This window comes from Planctomycetia bacterium (assembly GCA_021413845.1).
Lineage (GTDB): Bacteria > Planctomycetota > Planctomycetia > Pirellulales > PNKZ01 > PNKZ01.
The window spans coordinates 71,990-93,357 of the sequence record JAIOPP010000069.1; the positions used below are offsets into that span (position 1 = coordinate 71,990).

The 21,368-nt window shown below is 61.6% G+C and carries 18 protein-coding genes; 14 read left to right on the forward strand and 4 right to left on the reverse strand.

What is annotated here, in order from left to right; all coding sequences use genetic code 11:
• The first annotated feature begins 356 nt into the window (after nt 1-356).
• The 5 genes from K8U03_12400 (at nt 357) to K8U03_12420 (ending at nt 7,058) form a co-directional block, all read left to right on the forward strand.
• On the forward strand, nt 357-1,766 hold the full coding sequence (locus tag K8U03_12400; GenBank protein ID MCE9605686.1) for an MBL fold metallo-hydrolase: 1,410 nt from the start codon (nt 357-359) through the stop codon (nt 1,764-1,766).
• Nucleotides 1,763-2,677, forward strand: a complete 915-nt coding sequence (locus K8U03_12405) for an LOG family protein (protein ID MCE9605687.1) — start codon at nt 1,763-1,765, stop codon at nt 2,675-2,677. Before K8U03_12400 ends, K8U03_12405 begins: the two co-directional genes overlap by 4 nt.
• Before the next feature lie 149 nt (nt 2,678-2,826).
• Entirely contained in the window at nt 2,827-4,299 is a 1,473-nt protein-coding gene (locus K8U03_12410; GenBank protein MCE9605688.1) for an aldehyde dehydrogenase family protein, read from the forward strand.
• Nucleotides 4,300-4,496: 197 nt separating this feature from the next.
• Complete coding sequence (locus K8U03_12415; protein MCE9605689.1) at nt 4,497-5,330, forward strand: hypothetical protein; 834 nt, start codon at nt 4,497-4,499, stop codon at nt 5,328-5,330.
• Nucleotides 5,331-5,381: 51 nt separating this feature from the next.
• Nucleotides 5,382-7,058: a tetratricopeptide repeat protein gene (locus K8U03_12420; protein ID MCE9605690.1), complete on the forward strand. Its 1,677-nt coding sequence runs from the start codon at nt 5,382-5,384 to the stop codon at nt 7,056-7,058.
• 12 nt (nt 7,059-7,070) lie between these two features.
• On the opposite strand, the gene K8U03_12425 is transcribed toward K8U03_12420, so the two are convergent.
• Nucleotides 7,071-8,867, reverse strand: a complete 1,797-nt coding sequence (locus tag K8U03_12425) for an NADPH-dependent assimilatory sulfite reductase hemoprotein subunit (protein MCE9605691.1) — start codon at nt 8,865-8,867, stop codon at nt 7,071-7,073.
• 238 nt (nt 8,868-9,105) lie between these two features.
• Between K8U03_12425 and K8U03_12430 the strand changes: the two genes are divergently transcribed.
• The 3 genes from K8U03_12430 to K8U03_12440 all read left to right on the forward strand — a co-directional run bounded on the left by K8U03_12430 (nt 9,106) and on the right by K8U03_12440 (nt 10,894).
• Nucleotides 9,106-9,624, forward strand: coding sequence for a phosphatidylglycerophosphatase A (locus K8U03_12430; protein ID MCE9605692.1), 519 nt, complete (start codon nt 9,106-9,108; stop codon nt 9,622-9,624).
• Between the two features lie 101 nt (nt 9,625-9,725).
• Nucleotides 9,726-10,493 (forward strand): 16S rRNA (guanine(527)-N(7))-methyltransferase RsmG, encoded by a 768-nt coding sequence (gene rsmG / locus K8U03_12435; GenBank protein ID MCE9605693.1) that lies wholly within the window; start codon nt 9,726-9,728, stop codon nt 10,491-10,493.
• Entirely contained in the window at nt 10,490-10,894 is a 405-nt protein-coding gene (locus tag K8U03_12440) for a VOC family protein (GenBank protein MCE9605694.1), read from the forward strand. Before rsmG ends, K8U03_12440 begins: the two co-directional genes overlap by 4 nt.
• Nucleotides 10,895-11,093: 199 nt before the next feature.
• Here K8U03_12440 and K8U03_12445 read toward each other — a convergent pair whose 3' ends face one another.
• A complete protein-coding gene (locus K8U03_12445) occupies nt 11,094-12,590 on the reverse strand; it encodes a sigma-70 family RNA polymerase sigma factor (GenBank protein MCE9605695.1) in 1,497 nt (498 codons plus the stop codon).
• Between the two features lie 593 nt (nt 12,591-13,183).
• On the opposite strand from K8U03_12445, the gene K8U03_12450 reads away from it, so the two are divergent.
• Genes K8U03_12450 through K8U03_12465 form a run of 4 tightly spaced genes read left to right on the forward strand, consistent with a single transcriptional unit; the run spans nt 13,184 to nt 17,340 of the window.
• Nucleotides 13,184-14,821 (forward strand): acyl-CoA carboxylase subunit beta, encoded by a 1,638-nt coding sequence (locus K8U03_12450; protein ID MCE9605696.1) that lies wholly within the window; start codon nt 13,184-13,186, stop codon nt 14,819-14,821.
• A 3-nt stretch (nt 14,822-14,824) separates the two neighbouring features.
• On the forward strand, nt 14,825-16,192 hold the full coding sequence (locus K8U03_12455; GenBank protein MCE9605697.1) for a DUF1446 domain-containing protein: 1,368 nt from the start codon (nt 14,825-14,827) through the stop codon (nt 16,190-16,192).
• Complete coding sequence (locus K8U03_12460) at nt 16,189-16,509, forward strand: hypothetical protein (GenBank protein ID MCE9605698.1); 321 nt, start codon at nt 16,189-16,191, stop codon at nt 16,507-16,509. The genes K8U03_12455 and K8U03_12460 overlap by 4 nt, the downstream gene beginning before the upstream one ends.
• Before the next feature lie 51 nt (nt 16,510-16,560).
• Nucleotides 16,561-17,340 carry an enoyl-CoA hydratase/isomerase family protein gene (locus tag K8U03_12465; protein MCE9605699.1) on the forward strand — a complete coding sequence of 260 codons (780 nt, stop codon included), beginning with the start codon at nt 16,561-16,563 and terminating at the stop codon, nt 17,338-17,340.
• A gap of 162 nt (nt 17,341-17,502) precedes the next feature.
• On the opposite strand, the gene K8U03_12470 is transcribed toward K8U03_12465, so the two are convergent.
• Together K8U03_12470 and K8U03_12475 are read right to left on the reverse strand one after the other, a co-directional pair.
• On the reverse strand, nt 17,503-18,471 hold the full coding sequence (locus K8U03_12470) for an acetamidase/formamidase family protein (GenBank protein MCE9605700.1): 969 nt from the start codon (nt 18,469-18,471) through the stop codon (nt 17,503-17,505).
• A 108-nt stretch (nt 18,472-18,579) separates the two neighbouring features.
• A complete protein-coding gene (locus K8U03_12475) occupies nt 18,580-19,704 on the reverse strand; it encodes a galactose mutarotase (protein ID MCE9605701.1) in 1,125 nt (374 codons plus the stop codon).
• A 114-nt stretch (nt 19,705-19,818) separates the two neighbouring features.
• Between K8U03_12475 and K8U03_12480 the strand changes: the two genes are divergently transcribed.
• Together K8U03_12480 and K8U03_12485 are read left to right on the forward strand one after the other, a co-directional pair.
• Nucleotides 19,819-20,292, forward strand: coding sequence for a thioesterase family protein (locus tag K8U03_12480; GenBank protein ID MCE9605702.1), 474 nt, complete (start codon nt 19,819-19,821; stop codon nt 20,290-20,292).
• Between the two features lie 57 nt (nt 20,293-20,349).
• Entirely contained in the window at nt 20,350-20,988 is a 639-nt protein-coding gene (locus K8U03_12485) for a hypothetical protein (GenBank protein MCE9605703.1), read from the forward strand.
• Nucleotides 20,989-21,368 lie beyond the last annotated feature (380 nt).

Below are 21,368 nucleotides of genomic sequence, written 5' to 3' on the forward strand. Positions count from 1 at the left end.
ACTTGCACGACGGTCTGCGCGAGGTTGCAAACTTGCGCGGAGCGCTTCGCTGCCCCCAGGGTGTCGTCCGGTGCGTCGTCGCTCGGGCCCGTGCTTCTTGCGAGCCGCTTCGCAGAAGACCGGCCGGGAGCAATGCTCTGCGCAGAGAACCGTTTGACAAGATGCCCGACCGAACCTGGGCGACGACGCACGAACTTTTTCGAATCGCAATCGAGCGCGACCTGGGCCGCGCTGCGCGCCGCCGACGCCGAGCGTCGCCGAAGCCGAGCGTTGTCGCGTTCGGTAGTCGCTCGACCTGGCGGCGAGTACATTGAAGCCGCATCGCCTCGCTTCAAACACTCTCAGCGCACGGATCTATGATCAAGCTCACCTTCCACGGCGCGGCCGAAACCGTCACCGGTTCGAAGTATCTCTTGGAAACCGATCGCGGCCGCATCCTCATCGATTGCGGGCTGTTTCAAGGTCTCAAGGAATTGCGGCAGCGCAATTGGAATCCGCTTCCGTTTCCGGCCGCGTCGGTCGATGCCGTCGTGCTCACGCACGCGCATATCGACCACATCGGCTACTTGCCGCATTTCGTGAAGTCGGGCTTCGAAGGTCGCGTGCTCGCGACGCCGGCCACGGTCGATCTGATGAGCATCCTGCTGCTCGATTCTGCGCGGAATCAAGAGAACGATGCCGAGTATGCGAATCGAAAAGGGTTCTCGAAGCACCGGCCCGCGCTGCCGCTTTACGACGAGCGCGACGTGAAGCGCACGATGCAGCTCGTCGATGCCGTGCCGCGCGAAGCGTGGTTCAATCCGGCCGGCGATATCTGGTGTCGCTATCACGACGCCGGCCATCTGCTCGGCTCGGCGATGATCGAGGTCGAAGTGCGCTCGGGCCCAAAGCCGCTGAGAATGAAGCCGCTGAGAATTACGTTCTCGGGCGACGTCGGCCGCTACGATGCCCCGCTCTATCACGACCCACTCTCGCCGCCGGCCTGCGACTACCTCATCTGTGAAAGCACCTACGGCAATCGCGATCACGGCACCGAAAACGTCCTCGATCAATTGTGCGATGTCGTCTTGGCGTCGATCGAGCGCGGCGGCGTCATGCTCACGGCGTCGTTCGCCGTCGGCCGCGCGCAGCAGATCATCTATCTGTTGCGCGTGCTGATCGAGCAGGGGCGGATTCCCGAGCTACCGATCTATCTCGATAGCCCGATGGCGAGCACGGCGATGGACGTGTTCCGCAAGTATGCCGCCGATCACGACCTCGTCGAAATGGGAGGCCGAAACCCGAAGCAAGTGCTCGAAGCGCCGAACGTGCATCTCGCGCGCTCGGCCGAAGAGTCGAAACGAATCAACGAGGTCGCCGGCCCGGCCGTGATTATCGCCAGCAGCGGCATGATGACCGGTGGTCGCATCTTGCACCACTTGAAGCGGCGCTTGCCCGACCCGAAGACGACGCTCGTCGTCGGCGGCTATCAAGCCGAGGGAACACGCGGACGGGATATTCAAGACGGTCGTCGCACGATCCGCGTCTTCGGCAGCGACGTGCCGGTGCGTGGGCATGTCGCCGAGATTTCAGCCATCAGCGGACACGCCGGTCGGAGCGAACTCTTGCGTTGGCTTCAGCCGCTCGCGCCCCCCAAACGCACGTTCATCACCCACGGCGAACTCGACGCCGCGAATGCCTTAGCGCAGACATTGCGGCAAGACCGAGGCTGGAACGTCACGATCCCGAAGATGGGCGAAGCGTTTACGCTGGAGCACGGCACATGAGCGGCGAATCGCCCCGGCCGGGATCGGCAGACCAAAACGAACCGAAGACGACCACGGAAGCGGAACTGCTCCGGCGGCTGATGAACGCACCGAGCTACCTCCGCGCCGATCGCGACATCGACTTTCTGAATCGCGATGCGTTGCGTCCGGTGCGGATGCAACTGGAGCTGTTGAAGCCCGAGATGGCGCTCGAAGAAAACGGTATCGACTCGACGATCGTGCTGTTCGGCAGCGCGCGGATCGCGGAGCGCTCGCTCGCCGAGGTGCGCGTGCGCGAAGCCGAAGCGGCGCTTGCCGCCGGCCCGAACGAACCGCGCGCCGTGCGAGAGCTGGCGCGCGTGAGGCGGCTGGCCGCGCTGGCGCACTATTACGACGAGGCCCGGGAGTTTGCTCGGATCGTGTCGAGCACTTGTCAGATCCAAGGGAAGTGCGACTTCGTGATTCTCACCGGCGGCGGCCCGGGCATCATGGAAGCCGGCAACCGCGGCGCGCACGACGTCGGCGCGAAATCCATCGGGCTCAATATCACGCTGCCGCACGAGCAGTTTCCGAACCCTTACATCACGCCGGCCTTGTGCTTTCAGTTCCGCTATTTCGCGTTGCGGAAGATGCACTTCCTCATGCGAGCCCAAGCGCTGGTCGTGTTTCCCGGCGGCTACGGCACGCTCGACGAGCTCTTCGAAACGCTCACGCTCCGACAAACGGGCAAGCTCAAACCGATCCCGATCATTCTCTACGGCCGCGAGTATTGGGAGCGCGCCTTCGATCCGCAATTCTTAGCCGACGAAGGGACGATCTCCGACGAAGACCTGAGCTTGATACAATACTGCGACGACCCGACGGAGACGTGGAACATCATCCAAACCTTCTACCGCGAGCAAGGGGAGAAGGAGGAGAAGACGTTGAAATAGGGGAGGAGCGCCTTTGTCGGGCTTTTCCAGGGATCTGCACTCCGCGGCTCTTGAGTTAAGTGTGCTGCGAATTGACAACGACTCGCGCCCCCTTCAAACTGTGAGTTCATTCCTGCTCGCGATTCATGCTTTTCGAAAGGAACCTTCTCATGGCGACCGCTACGCCTCCTCGTCCGGCCGGGCCGAAAATTCGTCTCACCAAACTCTTCATCGACAACCAATGGGTCGATGCCGCCGAAGGGGGAACGATCGAAGCGTTGAATCCGGCGACCGGTGCCGTGATCGCGACCGTCGCCGCAGGGACCGCCGCCGACATCGACAAGGCCGTGAAGTCGTCGCGCCGCGCGCTCGACAAAGGTCCATGGGGCAAGATGGACGCCGCCGATCGGGGCGAGTGTCTCTACCGTTTGGCACTCTTGATCGAACAACACGCCGAAGAGCTCGCGCAGCTCGAGTCGCTGAACTGCGGCAAGACCATCACCGACTCGCGCGGCGATATGAAGGGCTCCGTCAACTTCCTGAAATACTTCGCCGGCATGGCCGACAAGATTCAAGGGAACACGCTGCCGATGCGCGGCGAGTTCCTCTCGTACACGTTGCGCCAACCGGTCGGCGTCGTCGCGCAGATCATTCCGTGGAACTTCCCGGTCTTCATCATGTGCGGCAAGATCGCACAGACCTTGGCCTGCGGCAACGTGATGGTCATCAAGCCGGCCGAGCAAACGCCGCTCACCGCGCTCCGCATCGCCGAACTCGCCGCCGAAGCAGGCTTTCCAGCCGGCGTGATCAACGTCGTGAACGGCTTCGGCGAAACGGCCGGGGCCGCGCTGTGCGTTCATCCGGAGGTCGACATGGTCGGCTTCACCGGCCATGTGGACACCGCGAAGATCATCCAACACGCCGTCACCCCAACGTTGAAGCGCACCGCCTTCGAGCTCGGCGGCAAGAGCCCGAACGTGATCTTCGCCGATTGCGATATGGACCAGGCGGTCGCCGGCGCTTACCACGCCATCTACTTCCACGGCGGCCAATGTTGCACGGCGGGCAGCCGGCTGTTCGTCGAGAAGAAGATTCAAGATGAGTTCGTCGGCAAGTTGGCCGAGAAGGCCAAGCAGCGCAAGGTCGGCGACCCGCTCGACCCGAACACGCAACAAGGCCCGCAAGTGTCGAAGGAACAGCTCGACAAAATCCTGGGCTACGTCGAGCTCGGCAAGAAACAAGGGGCGCAGCTCGTCACCGGCGGCGCGCAGCGCGGCAGCGAAGGGTTCTTCATCGAGCCGACGATCTTCAACAACGTGAAAGACGAAATGTCGATCGCCCGCGATGAAATCTTCGGCCCGGTCGTGAGCGTGTTGCCGTTCAGCGACGTTGAAGAGATGGTCGAACGGGCGAACAACACCAACTACGGTCTCGCGGCCGGCGTGTGGACGAAGAACATCGACAAAGCGCATCTCTTCGCAAAGCGCGTGAAGGCCGGAACCGTGTGGGTCAACTGCTATCACGTGCTCGATGCTTCGACCCCATTCGGCGGCTTCAAGCAGTCGGGCCACGGTCGCGATTTCGGCACCGCCGCGATCGAGCACTACACCGAGTTGAAGACCGTCACGGTCAAGCTCGGTTAATGCCGGTGCCCGACGGTTACTTAAGCGCAAGCCGGCGCGACTTGGCCTAGAGCCGTGCTGGTGGTTTCCGGCGAATTTCGCTATCTATATCGAGCGGGAGGGGAAGTCTTCCTTGACACCCCCTCCCGCTCGTTTCACAATCGGATTCGGCCCGTCGTCGGGTCGTGCATCCCCCACGTTTGCCGAGTGTGACCGCTATGAAGTTCGTTTCGCTGAGGAATGGTTCGAGTAGGTCGTGCGCTGCGGCGCTGTCGGTCGCGCTGGTGCTGGGCGTCGCCGGCGGTTGCGGTGTCGAAAGCTATGAAACACGGATGGCGACGACGATCGAAGATCTGAAGCACGACAACAAATTCGTCGGGCTCGATAAGACCTATACGAAGCTCGTCGCTCCCGGCGGCGAGGCAGCCGTGGCGATCTCGCCCCGCTTGCGTCTGCCGGTTCTGTTCGGTCGGCTCGCCGCCTATACGGCCGAATCTGCCGATCCCGAAAAAGGGAGTGAACGAATTCCGACGAATCGGCTGCTCCCTCCGCCGCCGCTGCCGGGAATTCCCGGCTTTCAAGAAACGTTCGAATTGATGATCGGCTCCAAGGTGGGGACCCGACCGTGGCACATCTACATGGGGGTCGTGCGCCACGAGCCGGGCTCCGGCGGCAGCGCGGCCGAGCTCGCTAAGATTCTCGATGCCGCGAAAGCGGCTCAGCCCGACGTGCCGGACTTGGCCTGGCAAGACACGCCCGTGCTCGCTCTGCGCAAGGGAGACGCGTCGCGCGTTTGGAAAACTTTGCAGATCAAAAGTCCGCAGTTGTTTTACATGCGCGGCAACGAGCCCGGCGATCTCAACGGCACCTTCACCATCATGGTGCTCAACGTGCCGGGCAAAGCGCCGATCGGCGATCACCAGATCGTGATCGGATCGCGCTTGGTTTCACTAGCCAACGACCTACAACGCATTAATGAAGTGTTGGCCGCGAGCATGGGGACGCTGGAAATCGATCCGGCTCTGCCTGCCGCCGCCCCTAAGCCGAACTAACTCACGCGGTGCGTCGACCACGACGCGCCGCTCCATGGAAGGAGCCTTTCGATGACGTTCCGCAGCTTCTATCGCCTCGCGCCGATCGCGATTCTCTACCTCTCTACAAGCATCGGCCTCGGCCTCGCGCTGGTCTATACATCGGCCGCCGAACAGGCAAGCGCCGCCGATGCGCCGGCCGGCGAAGACAAAGGACAGGCCGAGCTCGACGCCGCGCTCGATGCCCGTATCTCGGCGAAGTCGTTCGACGATCTCGAGCAAGTCATCAAGCAGACGCGCAAAGCGATCGAGAAAGGTCTCGGCCCGACCAATTTGATGTATGCGAAGAAGCTCTTGGCTTCGGTGTTTTATCAACGGGGCGAAACGCTCGGCGAACGGGTGCTGGAAGCGACCGACTTCGATCCGCGCGTGGCGCAGGCACGCGTCGCCGCCGTCGGCGATCTCAGCGAAGCGCTCGCCAACGATCCGGATCTTTCGGCGGCGTACGTGCTCATCGCCCGCTTGCAACTTCTTCCCGGCGGCGACATCAAGCAAGCTAAAACGATGCTCGACGCGGCGGTGAAATCCAAGGCGACCGACGACGAAACCCGAGCGAAAGCCTTGACGCTGCGGAGCGCCTTCGGCTCGAAGCCGGAAGAGCGCCTCGCCGATCTCGACGAAGCGATCCGCCTCAACGCCGGCGACGCGCAAACGTTTCGCCTCCGCGCCGCGGTGAAGCTGAGCACGAACAAAGCGGCGGAAGCGGTCGCCGATTTCGATGAGGCTTTGCTGATCGCCCCGACGCACGCCGCTACGCACGAAGCCCGCGGACTAGCGCTCGCCGCGCAAGAGAAATGGGAGGAAGCGAAGAAGAGCCTCACGCGCGCCGCACAACTCGTCCCTCAATCTCCGGCCGCGATTCTGCAACGAGGTCGCGTGAGCCTGCTGGCGGGCGATACGAAGTCGGCCATCGCCGATGCCGAAGCGGCGCTGAAGATCACGCCGGACATGCCGGAAGCGATTCTGCTTCGCGGCCGCGCACGACAAGCCGCCGGCGACAAGCAAGGCGCGCGCGAAGACGCCGACCTGCTGCTGAAACGCTTCCCCGACGCTCCGGGCGCATTGCGCTCGCGCGTCGCCCTGTTGCTCGACGACAATAAGTACGAAGAGTCGATCCCCGACTTGGAAAAGTTGGCGAAGCTGGAACCGGAAGACGACGCGATCTTACTGCAGCTGGCCGTCGTGCGCAACGCGTTGAAGCAGCACGCCGAAGTGATCGACATTTCCAACCGTCTGCTGAAGCGCGATGCCGACAACTGGCGCGCGATGCGCATTCGGGGCGATGCACACCTCAACGCCGGCAAGCAAGCCGACGCAATCGCCGACTACGAGGCCGCGCTGAAGATCGAGCCGAAAGACACCGGCATCCTCAACAATCTCGCGTGGGTACTCGCGACCTCGCCCGACGACAAGCTGCGCAACGGCAAACGGGCCATCGAGCTCGCCGACAAAGCCTGCCAGCTAACGAACCATAAGATCGTGCATATCTTGAGCACGCTCGCGGCGGCGTATGCCGAAGAAGGAAACTTCACCGCCGCGAAAGAATGGTCGAACAAAGCCCTCGCCGCCGCCGAAGGAGACGCCGAAAAAGAAAGCCTGCGCAAGGAACTCGCGAGCTACGAAGCGAAAAAACCGTGGCGCGAAGCGATCGTCGGCGCGGTCGAAAAACCGGAAGTGAAGCGCAAGTAAGCGAGCGCTTGCTTAGCGTTCGCTGCCGTTGTCGTCGGTCGATGCAGCGCCGTTCGTCGGCGCGGCGCCGTTGCCGTCGGTTCCGGCCGTGTAGCGTTCGGCCCAGGCCGCTAGGTCGGCCATTCCCTTGCGATGGCAGAAGTCGCCGAACGTCTCGTCGGCGGCTCGTTCATGCTTGAAGTAATGGAAGACCGGCATCAAGGTCGGCACCAAGTCTTCTTCCGGCACCGAGTCTTTGTAGATCGTGTTGAGGCGATCGCCGAGCAACCGTCCGCCGAGCAGCAGCGTGTATTTCCCAGCCGCCTTGCCGACGAGACCGACGTCGCTGTTGTAGGGGCGAGCGCAGCCGTTCGGGCAGCCGGTCATGCGGACGGTAAACGCTTCCCGCGCGAGCCCGATCTTGGCGAGCTCTTGTTCCAAAAGGTCGATCATGCCCGGCAACGCCCGCTCGGCCTCGGTGATCGACAGGCCGCAGGTCGGCCACGCGACGCACGCCATCGACCAACGCCGAACGGTCGAGATCTCGTGCGAGAGCTGCACGCCGTGCTCGCGCAAGATCTGCTGCAATTCGTCGCGCTGTTCGGGTGCCAAGTCGCAAAACAGAATGCTCTGGTGCGCGGTCAGCCGCAGCTCGGGCTTGAGCTTTGTGCAAATCAGGCGCAGCGCGGTCTTGAGGCGAAACGCACCGTCGTCTTTGATCCGGCCGTTCTCGACGTTGAGCCCGTAGAACCAGCGGCCGTCTCCTTGTTCGTGCCAGCCGAGATGGTCGTCGAAGCCCCAAACGTCGTCGGCATGCGGCTCGGCGAGCGGCGCGCCGAAGTATTCTTCGACCTTCGCTTTGAACCAAGCCAAGCCTTTATCGTGGAGCAGGTATTTGAGTCGCGCGGTCTTGCGGTCGGCCCGATTGCCGAAGTCGCGCTGCACTTTGACGATCGCCTCGGCGACGTCGACCGCTTGCGCCGCGGGAACGTAGGCCATGCGCTGCGCGACGGCGGGAAACGTCTTCTTCGCGGAAGGAGTTACGCCGAAGCCGCCGCCGACGAGGACGTTGTAGCCGACGACGTTGTAGTTCTCGCAAATCGCCATGAAGCTCAAGTCGTTCGCGTACATATCGACGCAATTATCGCCGGGCAAGCCGACCGCCATCTTGAACTTGCGGGGCAGGTAGGTCCGGCCGTAGATCGGCTCGACGTTCGGATCGTCGGCCCCTTGCAAGCAGGTCTCTTCGCCGCTCGCCGTATCGCGCAGCCAAATCTCGTAGTAGGCCTTCGTTTGCGGCGTGAAGCGGGTCGTCAGATCGTCGCACAAGGTCTGCAACTGAACGTGGACCGGATCGAACTTGTGCGGGGCAGGGCAGCACATCACGTTGCGGTTCACGTCGCCGCAAGCCGCGAGGGTCGTGAGCTTGCAGGCGTTGATGCGGCGGATGGTTTCTTGCAGCGTGTGTTTTTGGATGCCGTGGTGCTGGAGGCCTTGGCGCGTCGTGATGCGGAGCGTGGCGTTGCCGAGTTCGTCGCAGATGTCGAGTTCGGCGAGCATTTGTTCGCTCGAAAGCTTTCCGCCCGGCACGCGCGAGCGCACCATGAACATGAACGCCTTATCCCCTTTGCCCCCTGCGCCGGATGCTCGCGCCGCGGCCCGCGCATCGCGATCGTCTTGCTGGTAGGTGCCGTGCGTCTTGAGCAGGTGGACGCTGTCTTTGCCGAAGTAGTCGTTTTCGTCGACGAGCTCTTGGCCGATCTCGCCGCGCAGGTAACCGCTGTTGACCTTGGCTTCTTCAACCGGGTTGAGCTTTTCTTTTTCTTCGATGGCCATATTCCGACTCTTTGCGCGGGCGCGCCTTTAAGGGATGATGACAACCATGTCGAACGCGGCGCCTACCTTGCCGCGTGGGAGTACCCCACCTCAGACAACCTCTTGCCGCAAAGGGTTCGCGAGCAAGACGACTATGTTTACCATCATTGTCGTGTTTAACGACGACTAGGTATACCAGTATATCGTTACAATCGGCAGAATCGCCAGATCTTTCCAGTTTGGAGCCTTTGAAGTGACGAAATCCAAACGGGACAAGCAAAAATCGCGGGAAAGCGCTGCCGAAAACTCTTGGGCCGTCGTGCTCGCAACCGGTTTCGGCATCGGCTACTTCCGAAAGGCCCCCGGAACATGGGGGACGCTCCTCGGCTTGCCGCTGGCCTGGGCCATCGGGCAGCTCCCCACGACCGCCGGCCAAGTCGTCTCGATCATCGCGGTTTGCTGGCTTTCGGTTCCGGTCGCTACGCTTGCCGGCCGGCAACTCGGCCGCGGCAAAGATCCCGGCTGCATCGTGATCGACGAAATTGCGAGCGTGCCGATCACGTTTTTTCTCCTGCCGATGTCGAGTCCGACGGTCGTCGTGGTAGGCTTTCTCCTCAATCGCTTGTTCGACATCACGAAGCCGCCGCCGGCGCGTCAGCTCGAACATCTTCCGGAAGGCTGGGGCGTGATGGCCGACGATTGGGCCGCGGGAGTTTATTCGAACCTCGCGCTCCGCTTGTTCGTGTACCTCGCTCCGGCTTGGCTGATGTAACTTCGCCGGCGCAAACGACTGCTTCATCGTCAACCCGGCCGAGCTCATCGGCACCAAAACCGTTTCTCATTCCCGCGCTCGATTCCTCTCTTGAGACCTGCATGACCGACACTCCTTCCGACGCCCCACTCGCCGACGACGACATTCCCTCCGAAGCCGCCGACGAGCTCGAAACGAACGAACCTGAAGCGACGTCGGATGCGCCGATCGTGCCCGAGGTCGAGTACCCGAACGACACGCTCGAAACGGCGCTGGCGCGACACGGCATCACGCTCCCTGCCGAGCAAGTCTCGCTGCTCGGGCGATACGCTTCGTTGCTTTGGGATTGGAACACGAAGATCAATCTGACGCGGCACACGACGTTCGAAAAGTTCGTCGGCCGCGACGTCGTCGACTCGCTGGCCTTGGCTCCTTCGCTTCCGCCGAACAATCGGGTCATCGACGTCGGCACCGGCGGAGGCGTGCCGGGTGCGATCTTGAAGATCGTCCGTCCCGATCTAGAAGTGATTCTCACCGACACGGTTGCGAAGAAGATTCGCGTGCTCGATGAAATCGTCAACCGCATGGGCCTCAAGGTGATCGTGCATCACGGCCGCGCGGAAGAGCTCTTGAAGACCCGCGCCGTGCATACGCTCGTCGTGCGCGCGGTCGCGCCCCTCTCGAAGCTCATCGTCTGGTTCACGCCGGTGCATCAGAAGTTCGAGCGACTGCTGATCATCAAAGGGCCGGGCTGGGTCGCAGAACGCTACGAAGCGAGGCAAAAACATCTGCTCGAAAAGTGGCAGCTGCGCAAACTCACCGAATGGCCGCTGCCGGGCACCAACGGCAACAGCGTGCTGTTGGAAATCAAACGGCGCGAGAAGAAATGAAGATCGCGATCGATCACATCGCGCTGCAAACGTCGCACTTCGAAGCGGCGATCGATTTCTACGTGCGCATTCTCGGAGCCGAATTGCTGCAACAAGGTCGCTTCAAACGGCGCCTGGCGGCATGGCTTAAGATCGGCACGGGAGATAACGCCGTGAAACTCGAGCTCTTTAGCGTGCGCGACGGCGAAGCGCTCGCCCCGTGGTCCGATTTCACGAGCGGCCCAGTGCATCTTGCGCTGCGCGTGCCGGATCTCAATGCGTTTCTTATCGAGGCGCGGGCGAAGGGTGCCGTGTTGCATCCTTCGCATCCCGAGCCGTTCACGCCGCCGGTCGCCGGAGCCAGGCCGATCGCCTATCTCCTCGGGCCCGATGGCGAAGAGGTGGAAATTCGGGATGAATAAAAGCAAAAGTCAGAATGCAAAATGCAAAACGGGATGGACGACGAGTAAGTTCGTCGTCCATCCCGAATCGTTTGCAACGGAGTGACCGTCTATCAGCCGCAGGGCGTTAGCCCCCGGTTCTCAAGATCGAATCCCACGTTTGAAATGACACCCCTGGACCGGACGCTAACGCGTTCCGGCTAATTAACCGACCACGGTCCTACGCCGTCTCGAACTTCGTCATGTCGACGTGATCGTGATCGAGGAAGCCGAGCAGAATCTTCGAGCGAATCGGATGCTGGAGCTTGCGAACCGCTTTCGCTTCGATCTGACGAACTCGTTCCCGCGTGACGCAGAAGATCTTGCCGACTTCTTCGAGCGTGTACGTGTAACCATCGGCGAGCCCGTAGCGAAGGCGGATGATTTCACGTTCGCGGTAGTTCAAAGCCTGCAATGCTTCATCGACGCGGACCTTGAGCGACGCTTGCGTGATATCGTGAAGCGGATCCGACTCGCGATGATCTTGCACGAACTCGCCGAAGAAACTGTCGTCGTGATCGCCGACCGGTTGGTCGAGCGACAACGGCTGCCGCGTCATCTTCATCACGATACGAGCCTCTTCGAGCGACAAGCCGGTCGCTTGGGCCGTCTCTTCGACGCTTGGCTCGCGACCCAACTTCTGAATGAAGTCGCGGCTGATCGCCCGAACTTTTCCCATCGTTTCGATCATGTGTACCGGCAAGCGGATCGTGCGGCTCTGGTCGGCCAAGGCCCGCGTGATCGCTTGGCGAATCCACCACGTCGCATACGTGCTGAACTTGTAACCCCGTTGGTGTTCGAACTTATCGACCGCTCGCATCAGACCGGTATTGCCTTCTTGAATCAGATCCAAGAAGCTCAAGCCGCGGTTGCGGTAACGCTTCGCGATCGAGACGACGAGCCGCAAGTTGCCGGCCGACAGCCGACGTTTCGCGGCATCGTACAAGTCTTGATAGCGGGCCGTCCGCTTCATCCGCGTCCGCAGGCTGTGATGGCTTTCGTACGTCATCCGCATCAGCTGATGCAGCTCGGCTCGCAGTTCGTTGCTCGTGGCTCCTTCGATGTTCCCGCCGTCGATGGCGCGGAGCTCTTCGAGAATCACGCTCATCCGCGTATCGATTTCGGCCAACTTATCCAAGAGCGGCTTCAAGCGTGCCGTCCGCAGGTTCAACTCTTCGACGAGTCGCACGGCCTTCATCCGGCGTACGACGAGCCGTTGCCAAGCGAGCCTTCGTTCGTGCATCGGCCGCTTCTTGCTCATGGCGACGTAGAAGTCGCGGCGATTTCGTTTCAACAAATGCGACAAGGTTCGCAAGTTCGGCGTGAGCAAGCTCAACACCTTTTTCTTCACGGCGGCATCGGTGACCGAGACGTCGATCGTGCGGTCGAGCCGGAGCTCGCCGTTCTGTACTTTCTTCAGCAGCAACACGGCCCCTTCGAGGATGAAGTCGTTCGCCAGCAAACTGCGGCGATATCGCGTTCGGGTCCATTCGATGCGCTTCGCCGAATCGATTTCTTCCGCACGGTTCAACAACGGAATCTCGCCCATCTGCATCAAGTAGATCCGCACCGGATCGTCGATCCGATCGTCGGACGAGTCGCCGTATTGATCGGCGGCTTCGTGTTCTTCGGCGGCGGCTTCTTCGGCGACGAATTCGCTATCGTCTTCCGTTTCCAAGGCTACGTCGTCGTCGGAGACGGCGCCGATCAGCGAGACGACATCTTCCGAAAAAAGATCGTCGACCGAACCGACATCGCTCCCTTTCTTACGACCGGCTGCCGGCTTCTCTGCCCCGTTCTTTGTTTGAGACACTACCCCGGGAACCGAACGAACCGATGCGGTAGCACCTTTTCCTGCCGCGACACCGTTCTTGTTCAAAGTCTTACGCAAAGGGCAACTCCTTCAACGACTAGGGGTCTCGACGACCCGGGCTCAGAGGCGAACGTGCTTCCGAGTAAAAGCACGTCGAGTGCCGAAGTACGACTCATCGGCCGACGAAATCGCTCTATCTCGATGATGTTGAGCGAGTTAGGTTGCCCATCCAACTCGTTTTCACCACCGCGGCGGAGTGCGATCGATGTTGCCTTTCGGCGACGTAGCGCACCCTCGGCAACATGCATGATGCCGAACCGCAACACGAAACTAGTTACCGTCGAACCGGAATGCCGGCCGAGATCGATGCCCTAAAAACGTCCGATGGGAATAATGCCGAGAGACGACTATGATGCTCGTCGCTCGCCCCACGAAGCCACTCCACGCTAGAACGACCCATGCCGGAAGTCATCCCGCGCGACGTGCCGAACCCGTCGCTTGCGCTTTGGAAAGAGTTCGAGGAACAAGCGGCCCGCATTGCGCTCGGCGGCGGTGCAGAGGCGCTCGCGCGGCAACACAAGAAGGGCCGGCTCGGTGCGCGGGAGCGCGTTGCGAAGCTCATCGATGCCGGCACCGAGTTCTATGAGTTCGGCCTCTGGTCGGCGTGGGAAATGTATGCCGACTACGGCGGCGCACCGGCGGCAGGCGTGGTGTGCGGCGTCGGGCTGGTCGCGGGTCGGCGGCACATGCTGATCGCCAACGACGCCACGGTCAAAGCCGGCGCGTTCTTTCCGGCCACCGTGAAGAAGGTGCTGCGCGCGCAGCGGATCGCGTTTCAAAACCGACTCCCGCTGATTTACTTGGTCGATTCGGCCGGCGTGTTTCTCCCTTTGCAGGAAGATGTGTTTCCCGACGAAGACGACTTCGGCCGAATCTTCAGGAACAACGCCGTTATGTCGGCGGCCGGCCTCGGGCAGACCGCCGCGATCATGGGCAACTGCGTTGCCGGCGGCGGATACTTACCCGTGCTCTGCGATAAGCTGCTGATGACCGAAGGCTCCGGCCTCTACTTGGCGGGTCCGGCGCTGGTAAAGAGCGCGATCGGCCAGGTCGTGACGAGCGAAGACCTCGGCGGCGCGGCGATGCACTCGGCCGTCAGTGGAACGATCGACTATCGCGAGCCGGACGACGACGCTTGCCTCCGTCGCTTGCGGAGCTTGGCGGCCCTCGCACCCGCCGATGCCGCGCACCCGTCGGCGCCGTTCACGCGCCATGCAGCGCAACCCGCCGCGAAGCCCGGCAGCGAACTGCACACCATCGTCGGGGTCGGGGCGCGGCGCGAATATGAGATGCGGCGCGTCTTGGAATGCATCGTCGATCGCGACAGCTTCGATGAATATAAGGCGGAGTACGGCAAGACCCTGATCTGCGGCACGGCCCGCATCGGCGGCTTCCCGGTCGGCATCGTCGCCAATCAGCATCATCAAGAGAAACCGGCCGAAGGGCCGCTCCAGTTCGGCGGCGTGCTGTATGTCGACGGCGCCGAGAAGGCCGCGCGGTTCGTGATGAATTGCAACCAAGATTGGCTGCCGATTATTTTCCTGCAAGACGTCAACGGCTTCATGGTCGGTCGCGACAGCGAACGCTCGGGCATCATCAAAGCCGGCGCGAAGCTCGTCGGCGCAGTCAGCAACAGCCGTGTCCCTAAGCTGACGGTTCTGCTCGGCGGCTCGTTCGGCGCGGGCAACTACGCCCTCTGCGGCAAGGGTTTCGATCCGCGCCTGATCTTCGCCTGGCCGGCCGCGAAATGCGCCGTGATGGGTGCCGATCAAGCGGTCAACACGCTGCTCGACATCACGATCTCGGCCTTGGAGCGCAAGGGAGAGAAGGTCGACGCCGACGAACTCGGCAAGCTCCGTGAAACCGTCAAAGCAAACTATCTCCAAGCGACCGACCCCCGCTATGCCGCGGCACGAGGTTGGGTCGACCGCATCATCGACCCGGCCGCGACGCGCGAAGAACTGATCGCGGCATTGGAGATCGTGACTCGCCACGCAGACGTAGAAGCGTACCGCCTCGGCGTGTTTCAGGTATAAATTATGAAACGCATTCGCATCGGCAACGGCGCAGGCTTTTGGGGCGACAACCTCGACGCTCCGCGCCGGCTCGTCGAAGGGGCCGAGCTCGATTACCTTACGCTCGAATACTTGGCCGAGCTCACTCTTTCGATCCTCGCTCGGCTCCGCGAAAAAGATCCGAACGCCGGCTACGCCCACGACTTCCTCCCGGTGCTCAAGAGCTTGGTTCCTGCTCTTCGTGCGCAGCCGAAGTTGAAGATCGTGACGAACGCCGGCGGCATGAACCCGACGAGCTGCGCGCGAGCCGCGGCGGCGATCCTGCGCGAAGCCGGCCTCGACGACGTCCGGATCGGCGTCGTCGCCGGCGACGACTTGCTGCCGCAACTCGCCACGCTGCAACGCGCCGGTTGCCGCTTCGAGAATCTCGATGATCGTCGGCCGTTGTCGGAGTTGAAGCAACCGGTCGTGAGCGCGAATGCTTATCTCGGCGCTCGTCCGATCGCCGATGCCCTGGCCGACGGCGCGCGGATCGTCATCACGGGCCGGGTTGCCGATGCCTCGCTTACGGTCGGGCCCGCGGTGCATGAGTTCGGCTGGCAATGGAACGACTGGAATCGACTCGCCGGCGCCAGCGTCGCCGGGCACCTCATCGAATGCGGCGCGCAAGCGACGGGCGGCTACTCACACCATTGGCAAGGTGCGAATCTCGCCGAGGTCGGTTACCCGATCGCCGAACTGGCCGAAGATGGTTCGTCGATCATCACGAAGCCGGCCGGCACGGGAGGCCGGGTCGATCGCGCCACCGTGGCTTCGCAACTCGTGTATGAAATCGGCGACCCACAACACTATCTCACGCCCGACGTCGATTGCGATTTCACGACCGTCTCGCTCGCAGATCTGGGCGGCGATCGCGTTGCCGTATCCGGCGCGACGGGGCACGCCGCACCGCCGACCTTAAAGGTCTCGCTCGCCTACCGCGACGGCTTCATGGCCGACGGTCGACTGCTCGTCTACGGCCGCGATTGCGAGGAGAAGGCCTACGAATGCGCCGTAGAAATCATCATCAAGCTCGCCCAGGCGGGCTTCGATTATCTCCGTAAGAACGTGGAGTTGCTCGGCGCCGGCGACGGCGTGCCCGGCCTCGGCGAACCGCCGCAAGGTCTGCGCGAGGTCGTGCTGCGCATGACGGTCCACGATCCGCGGCGCGAAGCGGTCGAGCGGTTCACGCGCGAGTTCGCCCCGCTCGCAACGTCGGGCCCTGCCGGGCTCGCCGGCTATACGCAAGCCCGCGGCGAGGTGCGGCCGGTGTTCGCGTACTGGCCGACGCTCGTACCGCGCGATCAAGTACAATCGCAAGTCGAAGTTCGTACGGCAAAGGAGTGGCAATGAACGTGATCGCGCTTCGTGACGTGGCCGTCGTGCGCAGCGGCGACAAAGGAAACCACGCGAATATCGGCGTCGTCGCCAACTCGGCGGACGACTTCGAGTTCCTCCGACGCACGCTCACGAAGGAGCGCGTCGCCGAATACTTTCAAGCGCTTCGGCCGGCGCGAGTCGAGCGGTTCGAGTTGCCGCTGATCTTCGCGTTCAACTTTATGCTCTACGACGTACTCGACGGCGGAGCCAGCCGCTCTTTGCGATTCGACACGCAAGGCAAGCTGCTCGGCACCGCACTCGGCGATCTGTCGCTCGAGCGCAATTCTTAATCTCTTACGGTTCATGAGCCGGTCGATTCAATAAATCGGCCGCCGATCACGATGACGCTTCTTCGCCTGCACATCCACGAACACGTCGCCACGGTCATCATCAACCGTCCGGAGAAGCGGAACGCGCTGAATCGCGAACTGCTGGCCGAGTTGCAACAGATGTTCGAAGATCTGCATCTGGAAAAACGAGTCCGCGCCGTCGTCCTAACCGGAGCGGGAACCGTATTCTGTGCGGGCATGGATCTCGGCGAGATGCTCGAGACCAGCAAACAACCGAACGCCGCCGAGCTCTGGCACGGCGATGCCTCGGCCTATCGCGACCTCATCGAATACATGCTCCGGTTTCCGAAGCCCATCGTCGCGGCGATCAACGGCCCTGCGATGGCCGGCGGGGCGGGCTTGCTTTTGGCGAGCGATATCGTCGTCGCGGCCGAAGGGGCGACCTTCGGGCTGCCCGAGCCGCTCAGAGGAATCGTCGCCGGGCTCGTCGCGCCGCTGTTGGCGTTTCGCATCGGCGGCGGACATGCGGCGCGGTTGCTGCTCACCGCGCAAACGATCGACACGGCCGAAGCGTATCGCGTCGGCTTGTTTCACGAAACGACGAAGCCCGACTTGCTCTGGCCGCGCGCCACGGAGCTGGCCGCACTGTGCGCGAAGTGCGCGCCGCCGGCGCTGTTGATGACGAAGCGCATGCTCAACGAAACGATCGGCGAAGAAATGCTTGTGCAACTCGGCGCCGGAGCGGCCGTGAGTGCGACGGCCCGCACGACCGAAGAAGCGAAAGAAGGGCTCGAAGCGTTTCTGGAGAAACGCGCGCCGAAGTGGCCGTGAATCCTTCTCCCGTCGGGAGAAGGTGGCCGACAGGCCGGATGAGGGGCGCTGCTCATAAAGGGCGTGATACCCATGCAGCCGCGATATCGCCCCTCATCTGTCGGCTGCTGCCGACATCTTCTCCCGTGGGGAGAAGGGTTGGCCGGCGGCAAGAGCAACGCATTATTTCTTCGGCAAAAACTTCTTCGGCACTTCCGCTCCGGCCACGTAGCTGAGCTTGCCGATCTTGCACATCTGGTAGACGTTGATGCGGAAGTCGGGGCAGGTGCTGACGAGCACGTAGGCGTCCGTCACGGAGAAGCCGTAATCGGCGACGAGCCAATCGATCATCTGAATCGTCGCCGTTTCGACTGCGACCTCAAGCGGACGATTCGCGTGGATCGTGATGATCGCGTCCGGCTTTTCGATTCGCATGCAAGGAATCTTGCGGTCGGGGATCAAGCTCAGCTTCAGCCGGACGGTCGATTTCGTTTCCGCGGCCGTGCCGGTAAATTCGGTGTCCCCTTGGCTGGCATGCACGTCGCCCAAGTAAAACAGCGCGCCGGGATGATAAACCGGCAAGTAAATTTTATTGCCGGGCGCGACGTCGCGGATATCGAGGTTGCCGCCCCAATCTCCTTGGCCGTCGAGGCTCGTCACCACTTCCCGATCGGGCGCGCAGCCGAGCGTGCCGACGAACGGCGTGATCGGCCATTTGATCTGCTCGTTGAAATGCAGCTCGCCGTCGCGCGTCGTGCCGCTCGGGCCGGGCGTGTGGCGGAAGATGCGCGTCGCGTAGTTCTGCGAGACTTCCGGGTAGCGCGTGAGCTCGCCGAGCGGACCACGCTTCGGACCGACTGCGCACCAAGAGTAATCGTCGACCGTGATCGACTCGATCTCGACGACGAGCACGTCTCCTTTCTTCGCACCATCGACGAAGACCGGTCCGCCGATCGGATTCGCCAGCGGCGGCGAACGATCGAAGCCGGGTCGCTTGCCGGGAATCGCAAGGTCTTCCGAAGTCTTGAAGAAGCCGGTGCTCGCGTCGAACGTCTCGATCTCGAAGGTCTCGCCCGAGGCGACCTTCAAGAGAGGTTCGTCGCGCCAGTCGAAGGCGTATTTACGGGCGTCGTCGCGGGAGATGCGTTTCATGGCAGTGGTCAGTGGTCGGTGGTCAGTGGTCGGTGGTCAGTAAAAGCCGGAGGCGCAATGCGTGCCGTCGTGCCGCTTGCGGTTTCGCGAGTCACGAAATTCGAAATCTCAATCCGCCGAGAAGGCATAGACCGTGGTTTGCAGATACTTTTCGCCCGGCTTGAGGATCACGGTCGGGAAGGTCGGTTGGTTCACCGAGTCGGGAAAGTGTTGCGTCTCCAAGCAGATCGCACCGCGATAGAGATAGGGCTTGCCGCCCTTGCCCGCTTGGCCGTTGAGGAAGTTGCCGGAGTAGACTTGCAGGCCCGGTTGCGTGGTGAAGACGGCGAGCTTGCGGCCGCTTTTCGGATCGCGCAACAGCGCGGCAGCGGCGGGCAGCGACTCGGCCTTACGGACGACGAAGTTGTGGTCGTAGCCGATCGCGGGAGTCTTCGTTAGGTCTTCGATCCGCGCACCGATGCGCGCCGGCTTCGTGAAGTCGAGCGGAGTGCCGGCGACCGGCGCGAGTTGGCCGAGCGGAATCAACGCTTCGTCGACCGGCGTGTATTGATCGGCATACAACGTCAGCTCGTGGTCGAGGATCGTGCCGCTTCCGGCACCCGCGAGATTGAAGTAGCTATGGTTCGTCAAGTTGACGGGCCCGGCCTTATCGGTCGTCGCTTCCCAAGTGATCCAGAGAGCTTGATCGTCCCCCAAGACATAGGTGACGGACACTTTGAGGTTGCCGGGATAGCCTTCTTCCATGTCGGGGCTCGCGTACGTGAAGCGCACTCCCGAGCCGCGCGGCGTGACGACCTTCTCGCCTTGCCATACGACTTTGTCGAAGCTCCGCTTGCCGCCGCCGTGCAAGTGGTTGGGCTCGTTGTTCACGGCGAGTTGATAGGCTTGGCCGTCGAGCTGAAACTTCCCTTTCGCGATCCGGTTGCAAACGCGTCCGGCCGTGCAACCGAAGTATTGATTCGCTTCGGATTCGTAGCCGGCGATGTCGTCGAAGCCGAGCACGACGTCGGTCGGGTTGCCGGCCGCGTCGGGCATGATGATCTCGGTGATCGTCGCGCCGCGGTTCATGAGCCGCACGGTCATCTTGCCGCCGGTGAGCGTGTAGCGTTCGACCGGCGTTCCTTCATAGGTCTTGCCGAAAGGAGTCGGTCCGGAAACTTCGGCGGCCGAGGCTTGCGATTGCATCATCACGAAAATTCCGAGCGAAAGGAAAACGGCGGCTGGCTTGAGCATCGATGTTGACTCCGACAAATCAGCGAAAATGACTTTCCCAAATTACCATATCGTTACGACCGGAACCACCGTGCGGCTTGGCGGAAGTCGACGCCGCCCGTTACGATAGGAGGCATGAATCTCAACGACCTCCCCATAACCGGCCGCGGCGAGGTCTTGCCCGACTGGATCGACGAGATGGGACACATGAACGTCATGTGGTATACGCATCTCTTCAGCCGCGCGGTCTTCGGGTTCTTCGATCTTTTCGGATTCACGCCCGAATATATGCAAACGCACGCGGCGGGCAGCTTTGCGCTGGAACTGCATGTGCGGTATCTCGCGGAAGTGCGCGTCGGGCAAAAGGTGACGCTCCGCACACGCGTCCTCGGCCGAACCGCCAAACGGATGCACTACATGCAGTTCCTCATCATCGACGGGAGCGAGAAGCTCAGCGCGACGGGAGAACTCGTGAGCGCGCACGTCGATATGAAAGTCCGAAGACAATCGCCCCTGCCGGAAGCCCTGACCGCGAAGCTCGACCCACTGATCGCAGCGCACGCGAAGCTCGACTGGGCAGCACCGGTTTGCGGGACGATGGGGCCGTAGAAGCCGTGTGTCGAAGTTCGTCACAAGAAATGCAAAAACAGGCAAGCGGCAAACTTCATGTCTAACGTCAAAACGTTTCTTGAGCACACGGTAGAAGGATATCTCTTTAAAGACCTCGGCCAAATGAAAGCGATGCCGATGCCGATGGGATATCCATTCGTAATGACCGCATTCGCTGGTATCGAATTGCTCGGCTCGCTTTTGAGCGAAAAGAAATTTGATCCTAATAGCGGGAACGAATACTTCGTTTCATACTGGTTCAACTGCCTTTATCCAAGTCGCACCCATGCAAATAGCAAAGAAATCGGACAGCATCTCTATCGCCTAGCACGACATGGAATCGCGCACTGTTATTTGCTGAAAGGACCGGTAGCGATAGTTCATAGTCAGCCAGATCGCCATTTAAAAAAAGACGACCTTGGAGTTATCTATGTCGATGCAATCCAACTTGCAGACGATTTAATGGACTCGTACTTTAAGATGGTGAAGAACATCTCCGACGCGGTTGGTCAGCGAATGGAAGAGCGATTCAAGGAGATGGATAAGGCGTACCGAAAAAAAGCCACTGACGACAAGCCCGAGAGGGTTTTCCCGTTATATAGAAACAATGGCGACTCGCCAGAACAACCGCAACAGATCGGTGCAAGTGGTCCTCCAGGTCCATTTTTCGGCAGCAAGCTTCAACGTGGAATTTGAAATGCTGGTGGCACGAACAACTCGTTGAGATATTCGTTCCGTCAGGCGTCACTAACGCGACGCGTTGGGCGAAATGAAACCGCGCGGGTGACTTCCGTTTCCGTGGATTGAAATCCACGGCTACCGTCGTGTCGTCGCTACGCGACTACGTGCGGAGCGATCGGCATAGTTCGCGGAACCGGCCGGCTGACACCGGCCGCTCGCCTCGGAGGAGCGACAGAGTAGTTCTCGTCGCTATGCGTCTAAAGTAGCAGGCACGTTCCACGTGCCGTTCGCCACACATTCCAACGAAGCGCAATGCGCCAACGCCTCACGCTCCTTTGGCGAGCGGCCGGTGTGAGCCGGCCGGTCACGTCGCGGCAGATTAAAGCTCTCGACGT